Raw genomic sequence first — 17,604 nt, 5'->3', positions numbered from 1 at the left:
CTGGCTGGGAAGGGTCATTGCCGCAGGGCTGAGCCAGCTCAAGTAACGCCGGAAAAACGCCAGCGCAATTAAAAAGCCAGCCCGAGGGCTGGCTTTATCGTGTTTAGCGCTTATGGCTATGGATGCCAAAGAACTTGCAATACAACACGGGGATCACTATCAGTGTGAGTATGGTGGCAAAACCAAGGCCGAACATTATGGTCACCGCCATGGACTTGAAGAACACATCAAAGAGCAAAGGTATCATGCCCAATATGGTGGTGATCGCTGCCATGGCTACCGGACGAACCCTGGAGACGCCGGAGTCAAATACCGCCTGGTAAGGGTCTTTGCCCGAGGCCAGCTCTAAATTTATCTGATCGAGCAGTACTATACCGTTTTTAATCAGCATGCCAGACAGGCTTAATAACCCGAGCAAGGACATAAAGCCAAAGGATGCATTCATGCTCAGCAATCCGGCACTGACCCCGACGATGGCAAGCGGCACAGTGGCCCAAATAACCAGGGGCTTACGCACCGAGTTAAATAATAAAACCGTGATCACAAACATGGCCAAATAACCCAGCGGCAAGGAGCCGAAGATGGCGCTGCGAGCATCGCTGGCAGACTCAAACTCGCCGCCCCATTGCAGTTCATAGCCCTTAGGTAGCGCAATGGCTTCGATGTCGCCGCGAATACGGGTAAAGAGTTTGGCCGGAGTTTCATCGCCAAGGAGATCGTGATCCGCCATCACGGTCAGGGTGCGTTTGCGGTCGCGGCGCATGATCAAGGGATCTTCCCAATGCACCACAAAGTCGTCCACCACCTGGGTGATGGGCACAAACACCCTTAGTACCGGGCTGTATATTTGCAGGTCGCGCAGGCTTTCCACATTAAGGCGTTCCTCCGCGGGGCTGCGGGCAATAATAGGCAATAGTTGAGTGCCATCGCGATACAGGCCCACGGTTTTACCGCTGACACTGGTTAGCAGCAATTGGTCGAGATCGCTTTTGCTAATACCTAGGCGGCGCGCCTTTTGTTCGTTCAGAATAGGACGGATCAACTTGGAGCGCTGACGCCAGTCATCACGAATATGGAAGGCACCGCCATCTGCCGCCAAGATGCTCTTGGCCTGCTCGCCAAGTTGGCGCAGCACTACAGGGTCGGGCCCGGAAAAGCGTGCCTCGATTTTAGCATCGGTGGAGGGGCCGATTTCCATGCGTTTAAGTTTAAGCTTGGCATCGGTAATATGCGCCTGTTCATAGGCACGCACCCTGTCTATCATGGTGAGGACCGCGTCGCGGTCACGCACGCGCACGATTAACTGGGCAAACGCCGGGTATTGTTTTTCCGGCGCATAGGTGAGCATAAAACGCGGCGCACCCTGACCTATGGTGCTGGTAACTTCGCTGACCAGTTCATCGCTGCGCAGGAAATGCTCCAACTTGGCCACCCCTTGGCTTGTGGTGCGAATATCGGCGCCCTGATAGTGCCAATAGTCGATATAGAACATGGGCGTATTCGAGGCCGGGAAGAAGGATTGTTTAACCGATTTAAAGCCCACCAAGGCGGCTATCAGTAAGAGTAACATTAAGACTATGGTGGTTTTACCGTAATGCATGGCGCGGCTAAGAACAAACTTGTAGGCGCTAAAGAGCACACCCTGATAAGGGTCATCGGCGCTATTATCGTCACTTTGCTTTTGTCTAAACATCATATCGGCGAAAAACGGCGTTAGGGTAATGGCGGTTACCCAGCTAAGCAGCAAGGAGATAAACAAGACCCAAAACAAACTGCCGGCAAATTCACCGCTGGCATCCGAGCTCAGCCCGATAGGCGCAAAGGCGGTAATGGCGATTATGGTGGCGCCAAGCAGGGGCCACTTGGTTTGACCGACTATGTTAACCGCCGCCTGCAACTTGGTCTGTCCGCGTTTAAGGTTAATAAGAATGCCTTCGGTGATCACTATGGCGTTGTCGACCAGCATCCCGAGGGCAATGATCAAGGCGCCAAGGGAAATGCGTTGCAGGTTAATGTCGAACAGGGCCATAAAAATAAAGGTGCCGAGTACGGTAAGCAGCAAGATGCCACCGATCAGCAGGCCACTTTTTACACCCATAAACACCAGCAGCACCACTATGACTATGACCACAGCTTCAAACAGGCTGAGAATAAAGCTCGAGACCGAGCTTTCAACCTCTGCCGGCTGATTGTAGATGGCATCGATTTCCATGCCGTGTGGACGCTGGTATTCAAGGGTTTGCAGATGATGCTCAATACGTGCGCCGACATCGACCACATTGACACCACTGGCGAAGGAAAGGCCAATGAGCAGCGCCTGTTTCTCGTTGTAACGCACTATATGGTTGGGCACTTCGGCATATTCGCGGTACACCCGGGCGACATCGCCAAGATAAATAAGCTCACTGGCACCTGGGCTGGAGATAAGCAAATGCTCAAGCTCGGCGACATCATCGAATTCGCCGGTGGGGTGCAGGCGAATAGACTCCCCATCGACCATAACGCGGCCAGCATTGGAAACGGTATTTTGCGCCTGCAAGAGGGAGTAAATATGATTGGGGCTAAGTCCAAGCTGGGCCAGTTTATGGGTCGACATCTCGACTATCACCTGGCTTTGTTGCTCGCCGGCAACCGTTACCTTGCCCACGCCTTCCACCAACACCAGCTCACGTTTTAGGAAGTCGACATAGTCTTTAAGCTCGTCATAGGAATAGCCATCGCCGGTTAAGGCCAGGGTTACGCCATAGACATCGCCAAAGTCATCGATCACCTTGCTGGGATACACACCCGGTGGCATGGATGAGGATAAGTCATTGATCTTTCTGCGTAGCTCATCCCAAATTTGTTTAAGATCTTCCTTGCGGTAGGTGCTTTTCATCTCCACCGTGATCTGGCTTTTGCCATTGGAGGAAATGGAGGTCACATAATCCACATAGGGCAGCTCTTGAATCGCATTCTCTATGGGGTAGGTTACTTCTTCTTCTACCTGACGAGGGGAAGCGCCGGGGTAGGCGGTGATCACCATGGCTTTTTTCAGGGTGAATTCGGGATCTTCCAATTGCCCCAGAGATAAATAGGAAAAGATGCCGCCAAGCAGCAAAAACAGCGCAAACATCCAACTGATAACTTTGCGCTCAATGGCCAGTGCAACCAGATTCATTTACAGCCCTCGCTCTTTTTGCCAAGGGCGTACCTGCATGCCTTCTTGCAGGTAGTGCACGCCTGCGGCGACCACCTGCTCACCGGATGCAATGCCAGAGCGAATTTCTATGCCGTCGCGGTGCATTTGTCCGACTACTACGGCACGCTTATGCACTTGTGCGGTTTCGCTGTTATAAACCCAAACATAACTGTTGTCCTCGGCTTCCTGCTCAGGGTCTGAGAACACCGCCTCAGCGGGCAGTTTATGCCAGGCTTTCACTTCTTTGGTGATCTTGCTGACATCGATATACACGTGCCCCGTCATGCCCGCCAGCAGATTAAAGTCTGTTGGCACCGGCAGTGAAAACACCACCTTGTAGGTGAGGGTGGCAGGATCCGCCTGAGTATCGTATTCCTTGATGCTCAGTTGATAGGATTTATCCGGGAAGCCATCGAAAATCACCGTTGGCTGATAGAGAGTGTCTTTATTGACTCGCGCGACCAGTTTCTCCGGCACCTGAATTTCCACATCCATCAGATCCCGAGTTTCCAGGCGTAAAATATTCTGTTTGGCCTGAATGTTTTCAAAGTTTTTTACGAACACCTTGGCCACTGTGCCGGCAAAGGGCGCCCTTAACTCGGAATTCTCTAAATTGGTTTTGGCAATATTAAAAGCCGACTCGGCCACCCGGGCGTTGGCCACGGCCTGATCCAGCTCGGCACGACTGGCAATGTTTTTGTCGAATAAGGCCTGCACCCGCTCTAATTGCGAAGTTGCCAGATCATAACGGGCTTTGCGTTCATCGTATTGCAGTTGGAAGTCTTGAGGGTCGAGTTTGGCCAGCAACTCACCTTTTTGCACCTGTTGACCAGCCAGCACAGGAAACTCTAACAGTTCGCCGTTTACGCGAAAGGCCAGATAAGAGCCCTGGTGTGCCACCACCTCGGCGGGGAAACTGCGCATCATGCTCTCATCGCTGTGACCCACCGTAAGTAGTTTAACTGGACGCACAGGCGCGGGTTGCTTGCTTTGCTCGGTCGGTTCGCTACAGCCAACAAGTGCTGCGCTAAGGGCTAGCAGGGTGAAAGAAAGGATACGCCGCATAAATTTTAGACTCCCAGTATGATCTTAATGATTGGAATTGTGGCCATTATTGCTACACAGACTACTGCAGGATAAGATAAAATTAAAATTATAAATATCTTTGAACAAGATTAGATTTACTTATGAAGTTAGCATGGCTCCAGGTTCTTGACGTACTCTCGCGCAGCCGCTCTTTAAGCGAGGCGGCGGAACAATTACATAAAACCCAACCAGCCTTGACCATGACGGTCAAAAAAATTGAAGAAGCGGTGGGCTTTGCCGTGGTTGACAGAAGCGGGTATAGGTTTTCTCTGACCGAGCAGGGACAGGCTTATTGTCGCCGCGCCCAGTACCTGCTGCGGGATTTACAGGAGCTCAGCGCATTTGGCAGTGAGCTGGCCAATGGCAATGAGCCCTTGCTTCGTTTGAGCTACGAGCAGGTGTGTGTCGGCAAGGAGCTCAGTGCCATACTTAAAGCCTGTTACCATGAATTCCCCCACACCGATTTTGCCATCGACAGTGGTAAGCGTTTCAGTGCCCTGGAGCAGGTCAACAGCGGTCAGTCGGATTTGGGTATCGGCCCTTGGTTCGATATTTTCCATGCCACTGGCGATTTGGAAAGCATACCCGTGGGAGAAATTCAGGTGGGGCTGGTGGCCTCGCCACAGCTTATCAGCGAGCCGCGCCTTAGCTACAAACAATTACAGCAATACCCTTGTGTCGCCATGTATGAAAGCGATATGCCCTTTGAGCATGGGCGCATGCCGTTTTTAAACCAGGTCGCCAAGCTTAAGGTTGATGACATTTTCGCGCTGCGCTCGCTCTTGCTTAACGGCGCAGGTTGGGCGCTGATGTGCTTGGATTTATGCCGTCAGGAAATAGATTCAGGGCAACTACAGGTGTTGACGCTCAGTGACAGGGAGCACTCCTTTAGAGCGCAGATCCGCGCCTTTCGACGTCACTCGGCGCATCATGGCCCGGTGGCTCGCAGTCTATGGCAACGTTTGGAGGCCATTGCCCATGGATAAAAAAACCATGATCTATCAGGTGGTGGCTGCCATTCCAAAGGGCAAAGTATGCAGCTATGGCGAGGTAGCGAAAAGGGCGGGTTTACCCGGTTATGCCCGCTTTGTGGGTCATACGCTAAAGACATTACCCTCTGGTTCACGTATTCCCTGGCACCGGGTGCTCAATAGCCAGGGTAAGATTTCATTTCCAGAAGGCAGCGATGGTTTTATGCGCCAACAACAAGCGCTATTGGCCGAAGGTGTGCTGGTTACTAATGGCAAGGTGAGTATGGCCAAATTCGCCTGGAAGCTATAACCCCTAAATCACATATAAATAAATGGCGAGAAAGTGGCACAGGCAGGCGGCAAGCACAAAAACATGCCAAATAGCGTGGCTGTATTGGCGATGCTTGGCGCTATAAAATACCGTGCCCAGACTAAAGATCACCCCACCCAGTACCAGCAACCAAAGTGCCGGTCCCGGCAAGGCCAGATACAAGGGGTAGACGAAAGCCAGTGCTATCCAGCCCATGATCAAGTAAGTGGCCAGTGACACTCGAGGGCGCGGCACCTTGGCGCAGAGCTTAAAGATCACCCCGAATAATGCCAAACCCCAAATACACAACATTCCCGCCCAGGCCCAATAGCCACCCAGCGCCAACAGCAAAAAGGGCGTATAGGTTCCGGCAATTAATAGGTAAATGGCGCTGTGATCCAGCTTTTTTAAAATTGCCTTAATGCTGCTGCGACTGATGGCGTGATAGCAGGTGGAACTGACAAACATCAACAATAAGCTGGCGCCGTAAATGGTCGAGGAGATGATTGCCGTGGTGCTTTCACTGATCATCAACATGGCCACCAGGGCGCCCAAGGCTAACAGGGCGCCAAGTCCATGACTAAGCCAGTTAATTTTTTCTTCTGCTGCTGAGTAGCTGCTTATTTGCATAGGGCTCACTTTGCTTTTGTTCGCTGGGTTCTATGGGTACAAGCCAGACTATAACTATTGAGCGTACACTTGTACACCGAAAATTTATTGCAAATCCACTGTGGTTAAAAACACAAATTCACCTGTTAAAAAAGCTATTTTTTGGTCAATTCAGTTTGATTGTCAATTCCGCGCATTTAGAAAAGTAAATTTAAATTATTAAAAAACAACAAGATAAAAAATATTTTTACCTTGGCACAACCTTTGAAATAGATATTGCGACTAACTTAATGACACGTTAACAGGCACACAACAGGACAACCATTATGAACACATTTACTAAAGCAGCAATCCTAGCAGCAAGTTTAACCCTAAGTATGGGCGCTCATGCCAACAGCCTAACCGACGATATTGAACGTGCGGTTAAAGAGGCGGCCAACGAGGCATTTGCAACTCTGATCAGCACGCAAAAGGCGGCGCTGAGTAAAGCAACTCAAGCCATGTTTGAAAGCAATGTGCAAGAGCTGCAAAGTCAAGGCGAAGCTAAATCACAAGCGCAACCTGAAGCGCCAAAAAAAGGTGATGACCATGACGCTTAATTTGGCACTGTTAGGCTTGATGTTATTGCCCGTAGCCAGCTTATTTGGCACTTACCTGGGCTTAAGCTTCTGTCGTCAACTCGGTTGGTGGGCTAAGTAGTACCTACCACCGAGCCCTTTTCGGTAAACCCTTTGTGTCCTCTATAGGCCGGCCCCTTTGCCTCTAGGCCGAGCACAATTATAGTCAAACCAAGCCTTACTCACATCCTTTCTAAATTTCCTACTTATTGATTACTAACAATAAACAATGGATTTTTTGTTCATTGCCTTTGCTCAATATCAGCTTCTTCGCCATACTGGTAAGTATCTAATAAATAAGTGATCATTGCTCGCCAGTGGACGTATTGGTAGCTATCAATCCTTTAACTGAGATAGCAGATGGCCTTGCAAATAACGTCCAATGTCCCGAATCGGCGGCAATATTCACTGCTTTCCCACAAGGTGGAAGAAAGCCAAGGTGAAGGACAAAACATGATGTCGTCAACCGAGCATCTAAGCGATGCCTTGGTCAAGGTAGCCGTTGAGCGCGATAAAGCCGCGTTTGCCAGCTTGTTTGAATATTTTGCACCCAAGATTAAGCGGTTTGGCTTTAAACAGTTTAATAACGAGGCGGCGGCTATGGAATTGGTGCAGGACACCATGACCGCGGTGTGGCGTAAGGCGCACTTGTATCATCCAGACAAGGGCGCGGCGACCACCTGGGTCTATACCGTCATGCGTAACGCGTCGTTCGACGCTTTGCGTAAGATGCGTAGCAACAAGGAAGATAACCTCAGTGAAGACATTTGGCCGACCTTGCAAAGCACCGAGCCAGCTGAATTTGATGACCACCTCGAAACTCAGTTGTTACTAAAACACCTGGACAAACTACCGCTGGCGCAGCGCGAAGTGGTGCAGGGGATTTATTTTCAAGAGCTCTCTCAAGAGCAAATGGCGCAGCAGCTAGGCGTCCCGTTGGGTACCGTGAAATCACGGTTACGATTGGCTTTAGCTAAGCTTAGAACTTACCTTGGAGCAGAGCATGATTAAGTATCACCCCAACTCAGAATTACTCCTGCAATATGTGCAAGGGGCGTTACCGGCTTCCATCAGCGTTGCCATTGCGGCGCACCTGGAGCTCTGTGCTCACTGCGCCGAACACACTGACACCCTTGAGCAGCAATGTGCCCACAGTGCATTTGCCGATGAGCAAATTGAGGCGTCGGAGCTCGCGTATGAGCAAAGCCATAATGAGGATGCGCTGGGCGACGAGTACGCCGCCATGCTAGCGGACATCACCGCCGACGATCTGCGTGACGATTTCAGTATTGCCAGCTCCAAGGAGCTGCGCTTTGGCGACAAAACCATCACCTTGCCGCGGGCATTAAGCCATATTGGCATGGGTCGTTTTATGCAAGCGGGCAAACTGGCGCGCTCTCGCCTGGAACTGGACGAGGGCAGCATGCGCACCAGCCTGTTGTATATCGCCCCCGGCGGCACTATTCCCGAACATACCCATACCGGGTTCGAGCTGACCTTGCTGCTCGATGGCAGTTTTAGCGATGAGCAGGGGACTTATGAGCCCGGCGATTTTATGTGGCTTGATCACCGGCATCAGCACACTCCGTACACAGAGCACGGTTGTTTGTGTCTGGCGGTGGTGAACAGTGCGCTGCACTTCAATAAGGGCCTGAGTAAGTTATTGAATCCTATTGGTGAGCTGATCTACTAATGAACCAAGACATAAAAATTGGCATCAGTGCCTGCTTAAGCGGCGAAAAAGTCCGTTTCGATAGCGGCCATAAACGTTCTAACTTTTGTATGGATGAGCTGGCCAGGCATGTGCAATACGTGCCTTTTTGTCCCGAGGTTGCCATTGGTCTGCCCATACCCAGACCGACGATCAGGCAGGTGCGTAAAGGGGACGTAATCACTGTGTGCCGTCCCGACGGCACAGGTGATGTAGGCGATAAACTGACCGAGTACGGTCAGCGTATCGGCGCCAAATATGGCTCTGCGCTCGACGGTTTCATCTTTTGTGCCAAAAGTCCGAGCTGCGGCATGGAGCGCATTAAGGTGTTTAACGAAGAGGGAACAGGCAACACCGCTGAGGGCGTGGGCTTTTTTGCTGCGCAAATAATGGCAGCAAATCCGTTACTGCCCTGTGAGGAAAATGGCCGCCTTAATGATATGCACCTGCGTGAGAATTTCGTTATGCGCGTTTATGTCTATCACAGCTGGCGGCAGTTATGCCGCGAGCCCTTGAGCGTGCACCGGCTGACGCGCTTTCACGGCATGCATAAGTATTTGTTGATGAGTCACAACTATCAGGCCTATCGTGATTTAGGCCGACTGCTTGGGCATCATCAAGGTGAAGGGCTGGAGTCCATCGCCGAGCAATACATCAGTGGTCTGATGGCGGCGCTGAAAAAGCCAGCCAGTCGCAAGGCGCACACCAACACCCTGATGCATTTGCAGGGTTACTTTAAGCGTCATCTCAGTAAGGGCGAAAAAGAAGAGCTACGTGCTGCCATTGAGGATTACCGCCAGGGCTTGGTGCCCTTGTATGTGCCATTGACGTTATTGAAACACCAGCTTAACGTGCATCCCAACCCCTATTTGGCACAACAGGTGTACTTTAACCCTCACCCCAACGACTTAAAACTAAGATACGGGATCTAATGACACCTCTTTTTTGGTTTCGGCGCGACTTGCGCCTATTTAGTAATGAAGCACTGATAGCCGCTCTCGAACAAGGTGCCGAGCATGCGGTTTTTTTTGTCACCGAACAGCAATGGCAAGCACATGATATGGCACCCATACAGCGTGACTTATTATTACGTCGGGTCGATTACCTGGGTCAGCAACTCAGCGGCTATGGCGTGCAACTGCATGTATTGGCCGTTCCCGCGTTTGCCGAGGTGCCATCGGCGTTAATGGACCTTTGCCAAACCTTGTCTTGCAGCAGTGTGTATGCCAATCGCGAGTATGAAGTGAATGAGCGCGCAAGAGACAAGTCTTGTGTTGAAGTCGCCGCGCAGGAGAATGTGGCATTTCACTTGTTTGATGGCGATGTGATTGCCCCGCCGGGCACGGTCACGACGCAAAATAATGAGATGTTTAAGGTGTTCACGCCCTTTAAACGCCAGTGGTTACGGCAGTACGAATGCACTCAGTTTAGCTTACCCGCTTGGCCTCGCACTAAGACTCAAGGCCAATGGCAGCGACCCGAGTGCTTAACTTGGGATGGCAGCTCGCACAAGTGGCCGGTGGACGATGAGGCGCTTGCCGGAGTCGTCGAACGTTTTATCGCTGAGAAGTTACCACACTATAGCGAAGACAGGGATTTCCCCGCCATCAAAGGCACCTCCGGACTGAGCCCCTATTTAGCCCTGGGCATAGTGGGCATTAAGCAATTGTTGGTGCAACTGCAATCACGGCACCCGGATATTTTGCAAAGCGCTAAAAGTAATTTGTTTAGCTGGGTGAACGAGTTGATTTGGCGTGAGTTTTACCGCCATTTACTGGTCGCCTTCCCACAGCTCTGTAAGCATAAAAATTTCAACACCAAGTATGACTCACTGCAATGGCAGGATGATGACGCCGGATTTAAGGCCTGGTGTGAGGGCCGAACCGGTTATCCCCTGGTCGATGCGGCGATGCGCCAGTTACTGCGTACCGGCTGGATGCACAATCGCTTGCGCATGGTGGTGGCAAGCTTTTTAACCAAGCATTTGTTAGTCGACTGGCGTCGTGGTGAGGCCTTTTTTATGCGTCATCTGATCGATGGCGATTTGGCGTCCAACAACGGCGGCTGGCAATGGGCGGCCAGTACCGGCTGCGACGCACAGCCTTACTTTCGTATTTTTAATCCCATAACCCAAAGTAAACGCTTTGATCCAGACGGTGAGTTTATTCGTAACTATCTACCAGAGCTAGAAAAGGTGCCGACTAAAGAGATCCATTTCCCGCACCAGTATATGGCAAAAGTGGGAGGGATTGATTACTGGCCGGCAATCGTCGATCACCAAAGTGCGCGTGCGCGTGCACTCGCAAGGTTTAAGGTTGAGCATGAGTAAGCGCATTGCCGATTTTATCGCCATGTACCAGCGTCTGGATAAAGATAACCTGGCGTTACTCGATACGATTTATCATCAGGATATTCATTTTATCGATCCGCTCCATGAGCTGCATGGCCGCGACCAATTACATCAATACTTCGCCAATCTGTACGCCAATATCAAGGACTGCAGCTTTACCATCAGCGACAGCTTTGAATGCGAAGAGCAGGCCTTCCTGTACTGGACCATGGCGTTTAGCCATCCCCGTATCAAGGGTGGGCGCGAGGTGTTGGTAAATGGTCATAGCCTGCTGCGATTTGAAGGTGAGCAGGTGATTATGCATCGCGACTACTTTGATGTCGGCCAGTTGCTTTATCGCAACCTGCCGGTCTTAGGCGGTTTGATTAAGTTTATTGAAAAGCGAGCGAGCGGCGTATGAAGATATTGATCACCGGTGCTACCTCGGGAATTGGCGAAAGCCTGGCGCTGTTATATGCCAAGGAGCATCAGGTTTATGCCTGTGGTCGCAACGCCGAGGCACTGCAACGTTTGGGCGAGCATGAATCGATTACGCCGCTGTGCTTCGACGTTACGGACTTGGCGCAAATCACCGATGTCACCACCGACGTCCAAGATCTGGATTTAGTGGTGCTCAATGCCGGGGTATGCGAATACATAGACGATGCCCGACATTTTGATAGCGCCCTATTTGAGCGGGTGATCCGCGGCAACTTGCTGAGCCTGGGTTATTGTTTGGAGGCGCTGCTGAGCAAGATTAAATCCGGTGGTCAGCTGGCCATCGTCTCTTCCAGTGTGACCTACTTGCCCATTACTCGCTCCGAGGCCTACGGCGCCGCCAAGGCCGGGGCCACTTATCTGGCTCGCACTCTGGCCGTTGATTTACCAGATATTGATGTAAGTGTGGTCCACCCTGGGTTTGTGCATACGCCCTTAACGGCCAAAAACGACTTCGCCATGCCCATGGCCATCAGCTCCGAAGAAGCAGCTAAGCGCATTGTTCGCGGCCTGCACAAGCGCCAGGCGGAGATTCATTTTCCCAAACGTTTTACCCTTATTTTGAAAGCGCTGCGGGCCTTGCCCACGTCGCTGTGGTTACGAATAGCAAAAGGAATGGTACGGTGAAAAATATCGCCATCATCGGCAGTGGTATTGCCGGATTAACCAGTGCCCACTTGTTGGCAAAAAAACACCAGGTAAAGGTGTTCGAAAAAAATAACTACATAGGCGGACATACGGCTACGGTGGATGTAACCATTGACGGCCAAACGCTGGCCGTTGATACCGGGTTTATCGTATTTAACGACCGCACCTACCCAAAATTTGAAAAGCTGCTGGCTTCGATAGGCATTGGTCGGCAGCCGACGCAAATGAGCTTTAGCGTGCATCATTGCGACACGGGATTTGAATACAATGGTCACACCCTGAGCACCTTGTTTGCACAGCGACGCAATCTGTTGCGCCCCAAGTTCTGGCATTTGTTATGGCAAATAGTGCGCTTTAATCGCATTTGTAAGGACATGTATAAGTCGGGCGATTTTCAGCAGGGGGATACTCTAGGGGAGTTTTTGGATCGCCACGGCTTTAATGACTTCTTTCGCCAGCACTATATTTTGCCCATGGGAGCGGCAATTTGGTCCACTTCCCTGAAGCAGATGAATGATTTTGCCATCGACTTTTTCGTGCGCTTTTTCTACCACCATGGTTTGTTGGATATCACCAACCGACCCCAGTGGTACGTGATCCCCGGTGGTTCCCGCGAATATATAGCGCCTTTAACCGAGTCTTTTAAAGAGCAGATAGAACTCGGTGCCCATATAGACAGGGTAGAGCGCAAAGAGCAGGGGGTAGTCATTCACCTTAATGATGGCCGTAGCGAGCACTTTGATGCCGTGGTCTTTGCCTGCCATTCGGATCAGGCACTCGCCCTGCTGGCTGATGCCAGCGAGGCAGAGCAGCAGGTGCTCGGCGCTATACCCTATACCGCCAACTCCGTGGTCCTGCACACCGACAGCTCCTTGTTGCCCAAACGCCCTGCGGCCTGGGCCAGTTGGAATTACCGCTTAGACAATAATGTCGATAGAGCTGCGGTGGTAACCTATAATATGAATATTCTTCAAGGGCTTAGCTCTGAGCAACCGCTGTGTGTCACCTTAAATGGTGATGAGGTTATCGCCGAGGAACATATTTTGCGACACTTTACCTATCATCATCCGGTGTTTAACCAACAGAGTTTGCGTGCTCAGCAACGTCGTGACGAGATCAATGGTAAACAGCACACGTATTTTTGCGGTGCCTATTGGTATAACGGCTTTCATGAAGACGGCGTGCGCAGCGCCGTGGATGTGGCCAAAGCACTAGGAGTCGATTTTGACTAGCGCGCTGGCGTTTGATACGACCGAATTAACGCAGCAAGCTTTGTGGCAAAGCGCCATTATGCTGGGCGATATCCGTCATCGGCGCTTTGAGCCCAAGTCTCATCACTTTCATTATCCGCTTTATATGATGTGGGTCGACCTCGCTCACCCGGAGCAACTGGACGGCGTTCATCCTCTACTGGGATCGGGCAGAGCCAAGTTACTGCGCTTTAAGCAAAGTGATTATGTGCCATTGCAGGAAGGGGATGTCAGTACACGGGCAATTAAGCAGCTGCATACGTTAGACAGTAGCATCGAGGTTGAGTCCGTATACCTGCTTGGGCAATTGCGATGTTTTGGGGTGTATTTTTCGCCCGCCAATTTCTATTTCTTTCAACGGCGCGGCGCCAGTGGGTTTACCCATATGATGGCAGAAGTCAGTAATACGCCCTGGAACGAGCGCCATTATTATTTAGTTGAATTGCATGCCAAAGTGAACTTTAAGAAACGCTTTCACGTATCTCCTTTTATGAATTTGGATATGCAATATCACTGGGTGGTTAAAGTGCTCCCCAAGTCCTTGCTTATCCATATTGAGAACAAGCGTCAGGAAACCCTGTTGTTCGATGCCACCATGCGCCTGCAACGCCGAGCCTTGGAAAAACAGGCGGTGAGTGAATTGCTCAAGCGCTTTCCAGCGATGAGCCTGAGCATAGTCAAAGGGATCTACTGGCAAGCAGTTAAACTATTTTTGAAACGAGTGCCTTTTTACGCTCACCCTGGGAAAGAATGATGGATAGAGTTACCGAGGTAAAAATAAATTCAAATTTAAGCTGGAAAATCAAGTTAGCCAAGCGTCTGGTTTTTGCCGCGTTCAATACGCTGGAACACGGCTGTATTGAGATTCATGAGCGTGACGAGCCGGTGCATGCTTTTGGTGATAAGTCAGCGCAGCCTAAGGCTGTGGTCAAGGTTGTTGACGCCCAGATGTATCAGGCCTTTGCGTTTTCCGGCAGCATAGGCGCGGCGGAGTCTTACATCGAAGGTCACTGGGAATGTGACAATCTCACCAAACTCATTGAAATATTTGTATTAAACCAGGCACAGCTGGACGCTTTTGAGCGTCGCTTTGCGCTGCTAAGTGGACTTGCGTACCGCCTTAAACATGTGCGCAACCGTAACTCCAGTGCTGGCTCAAAACGCAATATTGTCGCTCATTACGATTTAGGCAACGAGCTGTACGAGTCCTTTTTAAGTAATGAAATGCTCTATTCCTGTGCCGTGTATCCGCACAAGGAAGCGAGTCTCGAGCAGGCGCAGCAGCATAAGCTTAAGCTGATTTGCGAGCGTGCGCAGCTCAAAGATGGCGACACAGTCATAGAGATTGGTACCGGGTGGGGCGCCTTTGCTATCTATGCCGCCACGCACTATGACGTGCATGTTACCACCACCACCATTTCCGAAGAGCAGCACGATTATGTGGCGAATAAGATTAAAGCCCTGGGCCTTGAAGACAAGATCACCCTGCTGAAACAGGACTACCGTTTACTCGAGGGGCAGTACGACAAGCTGGTATCCATCGAGATGATTGAAGCAGTGGGCCATCAATACCTCGGTGGTTTCTTCGCCAAATGTAATAGCCTGCTTAAGCCCGATGGTGCCATGCTGCTTCAAGCCATCACCATCAACGATCAGCGTTATCATACTTACGTCAAACAGACCGACTTTATCCAGCAGTATATTTTCCCCGGAGGTTGCTTGGTCAGTATTGATGAGATGAGTCGTCATTTGCGCCAAGGCACCGAGTTGGTGATGCACGAACTGCACGATATTGGTTTGCATTATGCTCGCACCCTGGCCGATTGGCGTGAGCGTTTCGATAAAGCCTGGCCACAATTACAGGGGGCAAAATTTAATGCCCAATTTTACCGTCTCTGGCACTACTACCTGGGCTATTGTGAAGGCGCATTTCGTCAGCGGGCTATCAGCACTGTGCACCTAGTTGCGCGCAAGCAAGGGTTTAAAACCAATGACGCAGCGCTGGCTTTGCATTACTAACTTTTTATTGTTTCAAACCTGCTGGTGGGCAGCTTTTTATGCCCAGCAGCGGGCACTGCCGGTAATGGCGCTGTGTCTGCTCATCATGTTGTGGCTGTCGTCAGAGCGCCGCCGCGACCTCTATTTATGTAGCACCCTGGTGCTGGCCTTTGTCTGTGAGGCACTGGCCCAATGGTTTGGGTTGTTACAATTTGCCGACGCCACAGTTCCGGCCTGGCTTTTATTACTGTGGCTGGCCCTGATCCTCACCATCAATCATTCCTTGGCCTTTATTAAGGGCCTGCCTTGGTGGCAATGCTTGCTGCTGTGCTGGCTCTGTGCCCCGTCCAGTTATATTACCGCCGCGCACTTTGAGATCTTTGCCTTAGGGGTGTCCTGGTGGCAGTTCTATGTTCTTTATGGTGGCCTCTGGGCCGTTACTTTTACCCTTATGATAGTGATCAATCGGCACCTTAAACACGTAGTGACACATACGAGTTGATAAGGAGCACCGTTATGAATGCTTGGAAAAGTGTAATCCTGTTATCAGCCTTTGTGCTTGCGCTTCCGGCCACGGCGACCACAGATAAGTGGCAGGATGTTGGCGAAGGCGTGATGCGCTACCTGTTTTGGGATATCTACCACGCCGAGCTGGCGACAGATACAGGTGACTATCGCCAGGGGCAGCACCCCATGCGTTTGTCGCTGACCTATTTGCGAGATATTGAAGGCGACGACATCACCAAAGCCACACTGGACCAATGGCGTAAGCTCGATAGACCCGAGTATGTGCGGGCCTACAAAACGCTACTCAAAGGCTTATGGCCTGATGTTCGCTCGGGCGATACGCTAAGCTTTGTTACCGATGCCAACGGCCAGGGAGCCTTTTACTTCAATGGTGAGTTATTGCAGCGGGTTGACGACCCAGCGTTTAGCGACGCTTTTACCTCAATCTGGCTATCGCCACAGACAACAGAGCCCGGGCTTAGGGCGCAATTATTGGGAGGGCGTCCATGAGACACCTAGTATTACTGCCACTGTTAATACTGCTAGTGTCCTGCAGCGTTAGCATAGAGGATTATGAAGGCACAGAGCCGCAATTCGACTTTAAGCGCTTTTTTAACGGCGAGCTGGTGGCCTATGGCATAGTCCAGGACTACAGCGGTATGGTCACCCGGCGTTTCAAAGTCGATATGCAGGGCTCATGGGATGGCAATAAGGGCATTCTTGATGAGCAGTTTTATTACCAAGATGGTGAACAGAGCACACGGGTCTGGTATCTGGAACTGGGCGAAAATGGAAAGGTGTTTGGCCGCGCCGATGATGTGGTGGGGCAGGCCGAGGGGAAAGTGGTCGGTAATGCCTTGCACTGGCAGTATAGTTTGCGTATCCCCTATGGCGATGACACCATCACGGTAGCCCTTGATGACTGGATGTTTCTTGTCACCGAAACAAGGTTGATCAACCGTACCGCAATTGATAAGTTTGGAGTCGAAGTTGGCGAAATCACGCTAGTTATCGAAAAACGTTAACAAATAGCCCATTTTTATGAAGTTTTTTCTCAAAAATGTGTGGTTTGCAGTTGCCAAGTCAATAAAAATACTTAAATATAGGTCTTGCTAAGGCAAAAAAAATAACGAATAGGAATCAAACAATGAACAAAGCTCAATTAGTCGAAAAAATCGCCAACGATGCTGAAATCTCAAAAGCAGCGGCGAGCCGTGCGCTGGATGCATTCACTGGTGCAGTAACTGACTCTTTGAAAGACGGTAACTCTGTTGCGCTAGTTGGTTTCGGTACTTTCACTGTAAAAGAGCGTGCTGCTCGTACAGGCCGCAACCCGCAAACAGGCGCGGAAATCCAAATCGCGGCTGCGAACATTCCTAGCTTCAAGCCAGGTAAAGGTCTTAAAGATTCAGTTAATTCTTAATAGTAAAGAATACTGTTGAAAAAGGGCGTTAACGCCCTTTTTTTATGCCTGTTGTTTGGCAAAACAAGACTGTTATGGGTCAGTATTCATATTTATATTCGAAGGCTGCTGAGAGCGAATAACTGACGGTGGCAGATACAGCAAATTAACTAAGACACCCATCTCAAAAAAATTAACTAAGACACCCACTCTAAGATTTCACACTTACGGACTCCTTGACTACACTTTGAGGGTTCTACTCAAGGAGGAGTGAATCATGGCAACGCCTCGGAAAAGCCAAATCAGCCTGGCTGACACCCCTTATTATCACTGTATTTCTCGCTGTGTACGGCGCGCCTTTTTATGTGGTGAAGATGCATTGACCGGCCGCTCTTATGAACATCGTCGCGATTGGGTTGAAAGCAAACTGCTGCAGCTGGCTCGTATTTTCTGCATAGATGTGTGTGCCTATGCGGTGATGAGTAAT

The 17,604-nt window shown here is 50.6% G+C and carries 19 protein-coding genes and 1 pseudogene; 17 read left to right on the top strand and 3 right to left on the bottom strand.

Features of this window, described 5'->3' with window-relative positions; genetic code table 11:
• Positions 1-103: 103 nt before the first annotated feature.
• Together C2M34_RS10400 and C2M34_RS10395 are read right to left on the bottom strand one after the other, a co-directional pair.
• Positions 104-3,160 (bottom strand): efflux RND transporter permease subunit, encoded by a 3,057-nt coding sequence (locus tag C2M34_RS10400; RefSeq protein ID WP_105258723.1) that lies wholly within the window; start codon positions 3,158-3,160, stop codon positions 104-106.
• A complete protein-coding gene (locus tag C2M34_RS10395) occupies positions 3,161-4,246 on the bottom strand; it encodes an efflux RND transporter periplasmic adaptor subunit (protein WP_105201429.1) in 1,086 nt (361 codons plus the stop codon).
• A 122-nt stretch (positions 4,247-4,368) separates the two neighbouring features.
• Between C2M34_RS10395 and C2M34_RS10390 the strand changes: the two genes are divergently transcribed.
• Positions 4,369-5,253 (top strand): LysR family transcriptional regulator, encoded by an 885-nt coding sequence (locus C2M34_RS10390; RefSeq protein ID WP_105258722.1) that lies wholly within the window; start codon positions 4,369-4,371, stop codon positions 5,251-5,253.
• Entirely contained in the window at positions 5,240-5,548 is a 309-nt protein-coding gene (locus tag C2M34_RS10385) for an MGMT family protein (RefSeq protein ID WP_325042614.1), read from the top strand. Before C2M34_RS10390 ends, C2M34_RS10385 begins: the two co-directional genes overlap by 14 nt.
• 3 nt (positions 5,549-5,551) lie before the next feature.
• Here the strand turns inward: C2M34_RS10385 and trhA are convergent, their stop codons facing one another.
• Positions 5,552-6,178: a PAQR family membrane homeostasis protein TrhA gene (gene trhA / locus C2M34_RS10380; protein WP_105201427.1), complete on the bottom strand. Its 627-nt coding sequence runs from the start codon at positions 6,176-6,178 to the stop codon at positions 5,552-5,554.
• Positions 6,179-6,483: 305 nt separating this feature from the next.
• Between trhA and C2M34_RS10375 the strand changes: the two genes are divergently transcribed.
• The 15 genes and pseudogenes from C2M34_RS10375 to C2M34_RS15920 all read left to right on the top strand — a co-directional run.
• The gene (locus tag C2M34_RS10375; RefSeq protein WP_105214120.1) at positions 6,484-6,756 is read left to right on the top strand and encodes a hypothetical protein; all 273 of its coding nucleotides are present in this window, start codon (positions 6,484-6,486) and stop codon (positions 6,754-6,756) included.
• A 471-nt stretch (positions 6,757-7,227) separates the two neighbouring features.
• Positions 7,228-7,785: a sigma-70 family RNA polymerase sigma factor gene (locus C2M34_RS10370; protein WP_234398811.1), complete on the top strand. Its 558-nt coding sequence runs from the start codon at positions 7,228-7,230 to the stop codon at positions 7,783-7,785.
• Positions 7,778-8,467: a ChrR family anti-sigma-E factor gene (locus C2M34_RS10365; protein WP_105201424.1), complete on the top strand. Its 690-nt coding sequence runs from the start codon at positions 7,778-7,780 to the stop codon at positions 8,465-8,467. Before C2M34_RS10370 ends, C2M34_RS10365 begins: the two co-directional genes overlap by 8 nt.
• Positions 8,467-9,417: a YbgA family protein gene (locus C2M34_RS10360; protein WP_105258720.1), complete on the top strand. Its 951-nt coding sequence runs from the start codon at positions 8,467-8,469 to the stop codon at positions 9,415-9,417. The genes C2M34_RS10365 and C2M34_RS10360 overlap by 1 nt, the downstream gene beginning before the upstream one ends.
• Positions 9,417-10,814, top strand: coding sequence for a deoxyribodipyrimidine photo-lyase (phrB, locus tag C2M34_RS10355; protein ID WP_105258719.1), 1,398 nt, complete (start codon positions 9,417-9,419; stop codon positions 10,812-10,814). Before C2M34_RS10360 ends, phrB begins: the two co-directional genes overlap by 1 nt.
• Complete coding sequence (locus tag C2M34_RS10350) at positions 10,807-11,235, top strand: nuclear transport factor 2 family protein (protein WP_105258718.1); 429 nt, start codon at positions 10,807-10,809, stop codon at positions 11,233-11,235. The genes phrB and C2M34_RS10350 overlap by 8 nt, the downstream gene beginning before the upstream one ends.
• Complete coding sequence (locus tag C2M34_RS10345) at positions 11,232-11,939, top strand: SDR family NAD(P)-dependent oxidoreductase (RefSeq protein ID WP_105258717.1); 708 nt, start codon at positions 11,232-11,234, stop codon at positions 11,937-11,939. The genes C2M34_RS10350 and C2M34_RS10345 overlap by 4 nt, the downstream gene beginning before the upstream one ends.
• Positions 11,936-13,192 carry an NAD(P)/FAD-dependent oxidoreductase gene (locus C2M34_RS10340; RefSeq protein ID WP_105201419.1) on the top strand — a complete coding sequence of 419 codons (1,257 nt, stop codon included), beginning with the start codon at positions 11,936-11,938 and terminating at the stop codon, positions 13,190-13,192. Before C2M34_RS10345 ends, C2M34_RS10340 begins: the two co-directional genes overlap by 4 nt.
• 58 nt (positions 13,193-13,250) lie before the next feature.
• Entirely contained in the window at positions 13,251-13,964 is a 714-nt protein-coding gene (locus tag C2M34_RS10335) for a DUF1365 domain-containing protein (RefSeq protein WP_105258872.1), read from the top strand.
• Positions 13,964-15,229 (top strand): SAM-dependent methyltransferase, encoded by a 1,266-nt coding sequence (locus C2M34_RS10330; RefSeq protein WP_105258716.1) that lies wholly within the window; start codon positions 13,964-13,966, stop codon positions 15,227-15,229. Before C2M34_RS10335 ends, C2M34_RS10330 begins: the two co-directional genes overlap by 1 nt.
• Positions 15,201-15,710 (top strand): DUF2878 domain-containing protein, encoded by a 510-nt coding sequence (locus C2M34_RS10325; RefSeq protein ID WP_105258715.1) that lies wholly within the window; start codon positions 15,201-15,203, stop codon positions 15,708-15,710. The genes C2M34_RS10330 and C2M34_RS10325 overlap by 29 nt, the downstream gene beginning before the upstream one ends.
• Before the next feature lie 14 nt (positions 15,711-15,724).
• Positions 15,725-16,225, top strand: coding sequence for a chalcone isomerase family protein (locus tag C2M34_RS10320; RefSeq protein ID WP_105258714.1), 501 nt, complete (start codon positions 15,725-15,727; stop codon positions 16,223-16,225).
• A complete protein-coding gene (locus C2M34_RS10315) occupies positions 16,222-16,740 on the top strand; it encodes a DUF3833 domain-containing protein (protein ID WP_105258713.1) in 519 nt (172 codons plus the stop codon). Before C2M34_RS10320 ends, C2M34_RS10315 begins: the two co-directional genes overlap by 4 nt.
• Positions 16,741-16,862: 122 nt before the next feature.
• Positions 16,863-17,138 (top strand): HU family DNA-binding protein, encoded by a 276-nt coding sequence (locus C2M34_RS10310; protein ID WP_105201414.1) that lies wholly within the window; start codon positions 16,863-16,865, stop codon positions 17,136-17,138.
• A gap of 256 nt (positions 17,139-17,394) precedes the next feature.
• Positions 17,395-17,604 (top strand): annotated as a pseudogene (locus C2M34_RS15920) (transposase); the annotation flags it as partial.

The sequence above is a fragment of the Pseudoalteromonas sp. T1lg88 genome (assembly GCF_002964765.1).
GTDB lineage: Bacteria > Pseudomonadota > Gammaproteobacteria > Enterobacterales > Alteromonadaceae > Pseudoalteromonas.
Note: the sequence above shows the minus strand (reverse complement) of the source record. Positions and strands in the feature narration are given on the sequence as shown.

Bases quoted from the DNA above. Each gene is read 5' to 3' on its own strand.
- C2M34_RS10400 (WP_105258723.1), bottom strand. From the start codon at position 3,160: ATGAATCTGGTTGCACTGGCCATTGAGCGCAAAGTTATCAGTTGGATG.
- C2M34_RS10395 (WP_105201429.1), bottom strand. From the start codon at position 4,246: ATGCGGCGTATCCTTTCTTTCACCCTGCTAGCCCTTAGCGCAGCACTT.
- C2M34_RS10390 (WP_105258722.1), top strand. From the start codon at position 4,369: ATGAAGTTAGCATGGCTCCAGGTTCTTGACGTACTCTCGCGCAGCCGC.
- trhA (WP_105201427.1), bottom strand. From the start codon at position 6,178: ATGCAAATAAGCAGCTACTCAGCAGCAGAAGAAAAAATTAACTGGCTT.
- C2M34_RS10375 (WP_105214120.1), top strand. From the start codon at position 6,484: ATGAACACATTTACTAAAGCAGCAATCCTAGCAGCAAGTTTAACCCTA.
- C2M34_RS10370 (WP_234398811.1), top strand. From the start codon at position 7,228: ATGATGTCGTCAACCGAGCATCTAAGCGATGCCTTGGTCAAGGTAGCC.
- C2M34_RS10365 (WP_105201424.1), top strand. From the start codon at position 7,778: ATGATTAAGTATCACCCCAACTCAGAATTACTCCTGCAATATGTGCAA.
- C2M34_RS10360 (WP_105258720.1), top strand. From the start codon at position 8,467: ATGAACCAAGACATAAAAATTGGCATCAGTGCCTGCTTAAGCGGCGAA.
- phrB (WP_105258719.1), top strand. From the start codon at position 9,417: ATGACACCTCTTTTTTGGTTTCGGCGCGACTTGCGCCTATTTAGTAAT.
- C2M34_RS10350 (WP_105258718.1), top strand. From the start codon at position 10,807: ATGAGTAAGCGCATTGCCGATTTTATCGCCATGTACCAGCGTCTGGAT.
- C2M34_RS10345 (WP_105258717.1), top strand. From the start codon at position 11,232: ATGAAGATATTGATCACCGGTGCTACCTCGGGAATTGGCGAAAGCCTG.
- C2M34_RS10335 (WP_105258872.1), top strand. From the start codon at position 13,251: ATGCTGGGCGATATCCGTCATCGGCGCTTTGAGCCCAAGTCTCATCAC.
- C2M34_RS10330 (WP_105258716.1), top strand. From the start codon at position 13,964: ATGGATAGAGTTACCGAGGTAAAAATAAATTCAAATTTAAGCTGGAAA.
- C2M34_RS10325 (WP_105258715.1), top strand. From the start codon at position 15,201: ATGACGCAGCGCTGGCTTTGCATTACTAACTTTTTATTGTTTCAAACC.
- C2M34_RS10320 (WP_105258714.1), top strand. From the start codon at position 15,725: ATGAATGCTTGGAAAAGTGTAATCCTGTTATCAGCCTTTGTGCTTGCG.
- C2M34_RS10315 (WP_105258713.1), top strand. From the start codon at position 16,222: ATGAGACACCTAGTATTACTGCCACTGTTAATACTGCTAGTGTCCTGC.
- C2M34_RS10310 (WP_105201414.1), top strand. From the start codon at position 16,863: ATGAACAAAGCTCAATTAGTCGAAAAAATCGCCAACGATGCTGAAATC.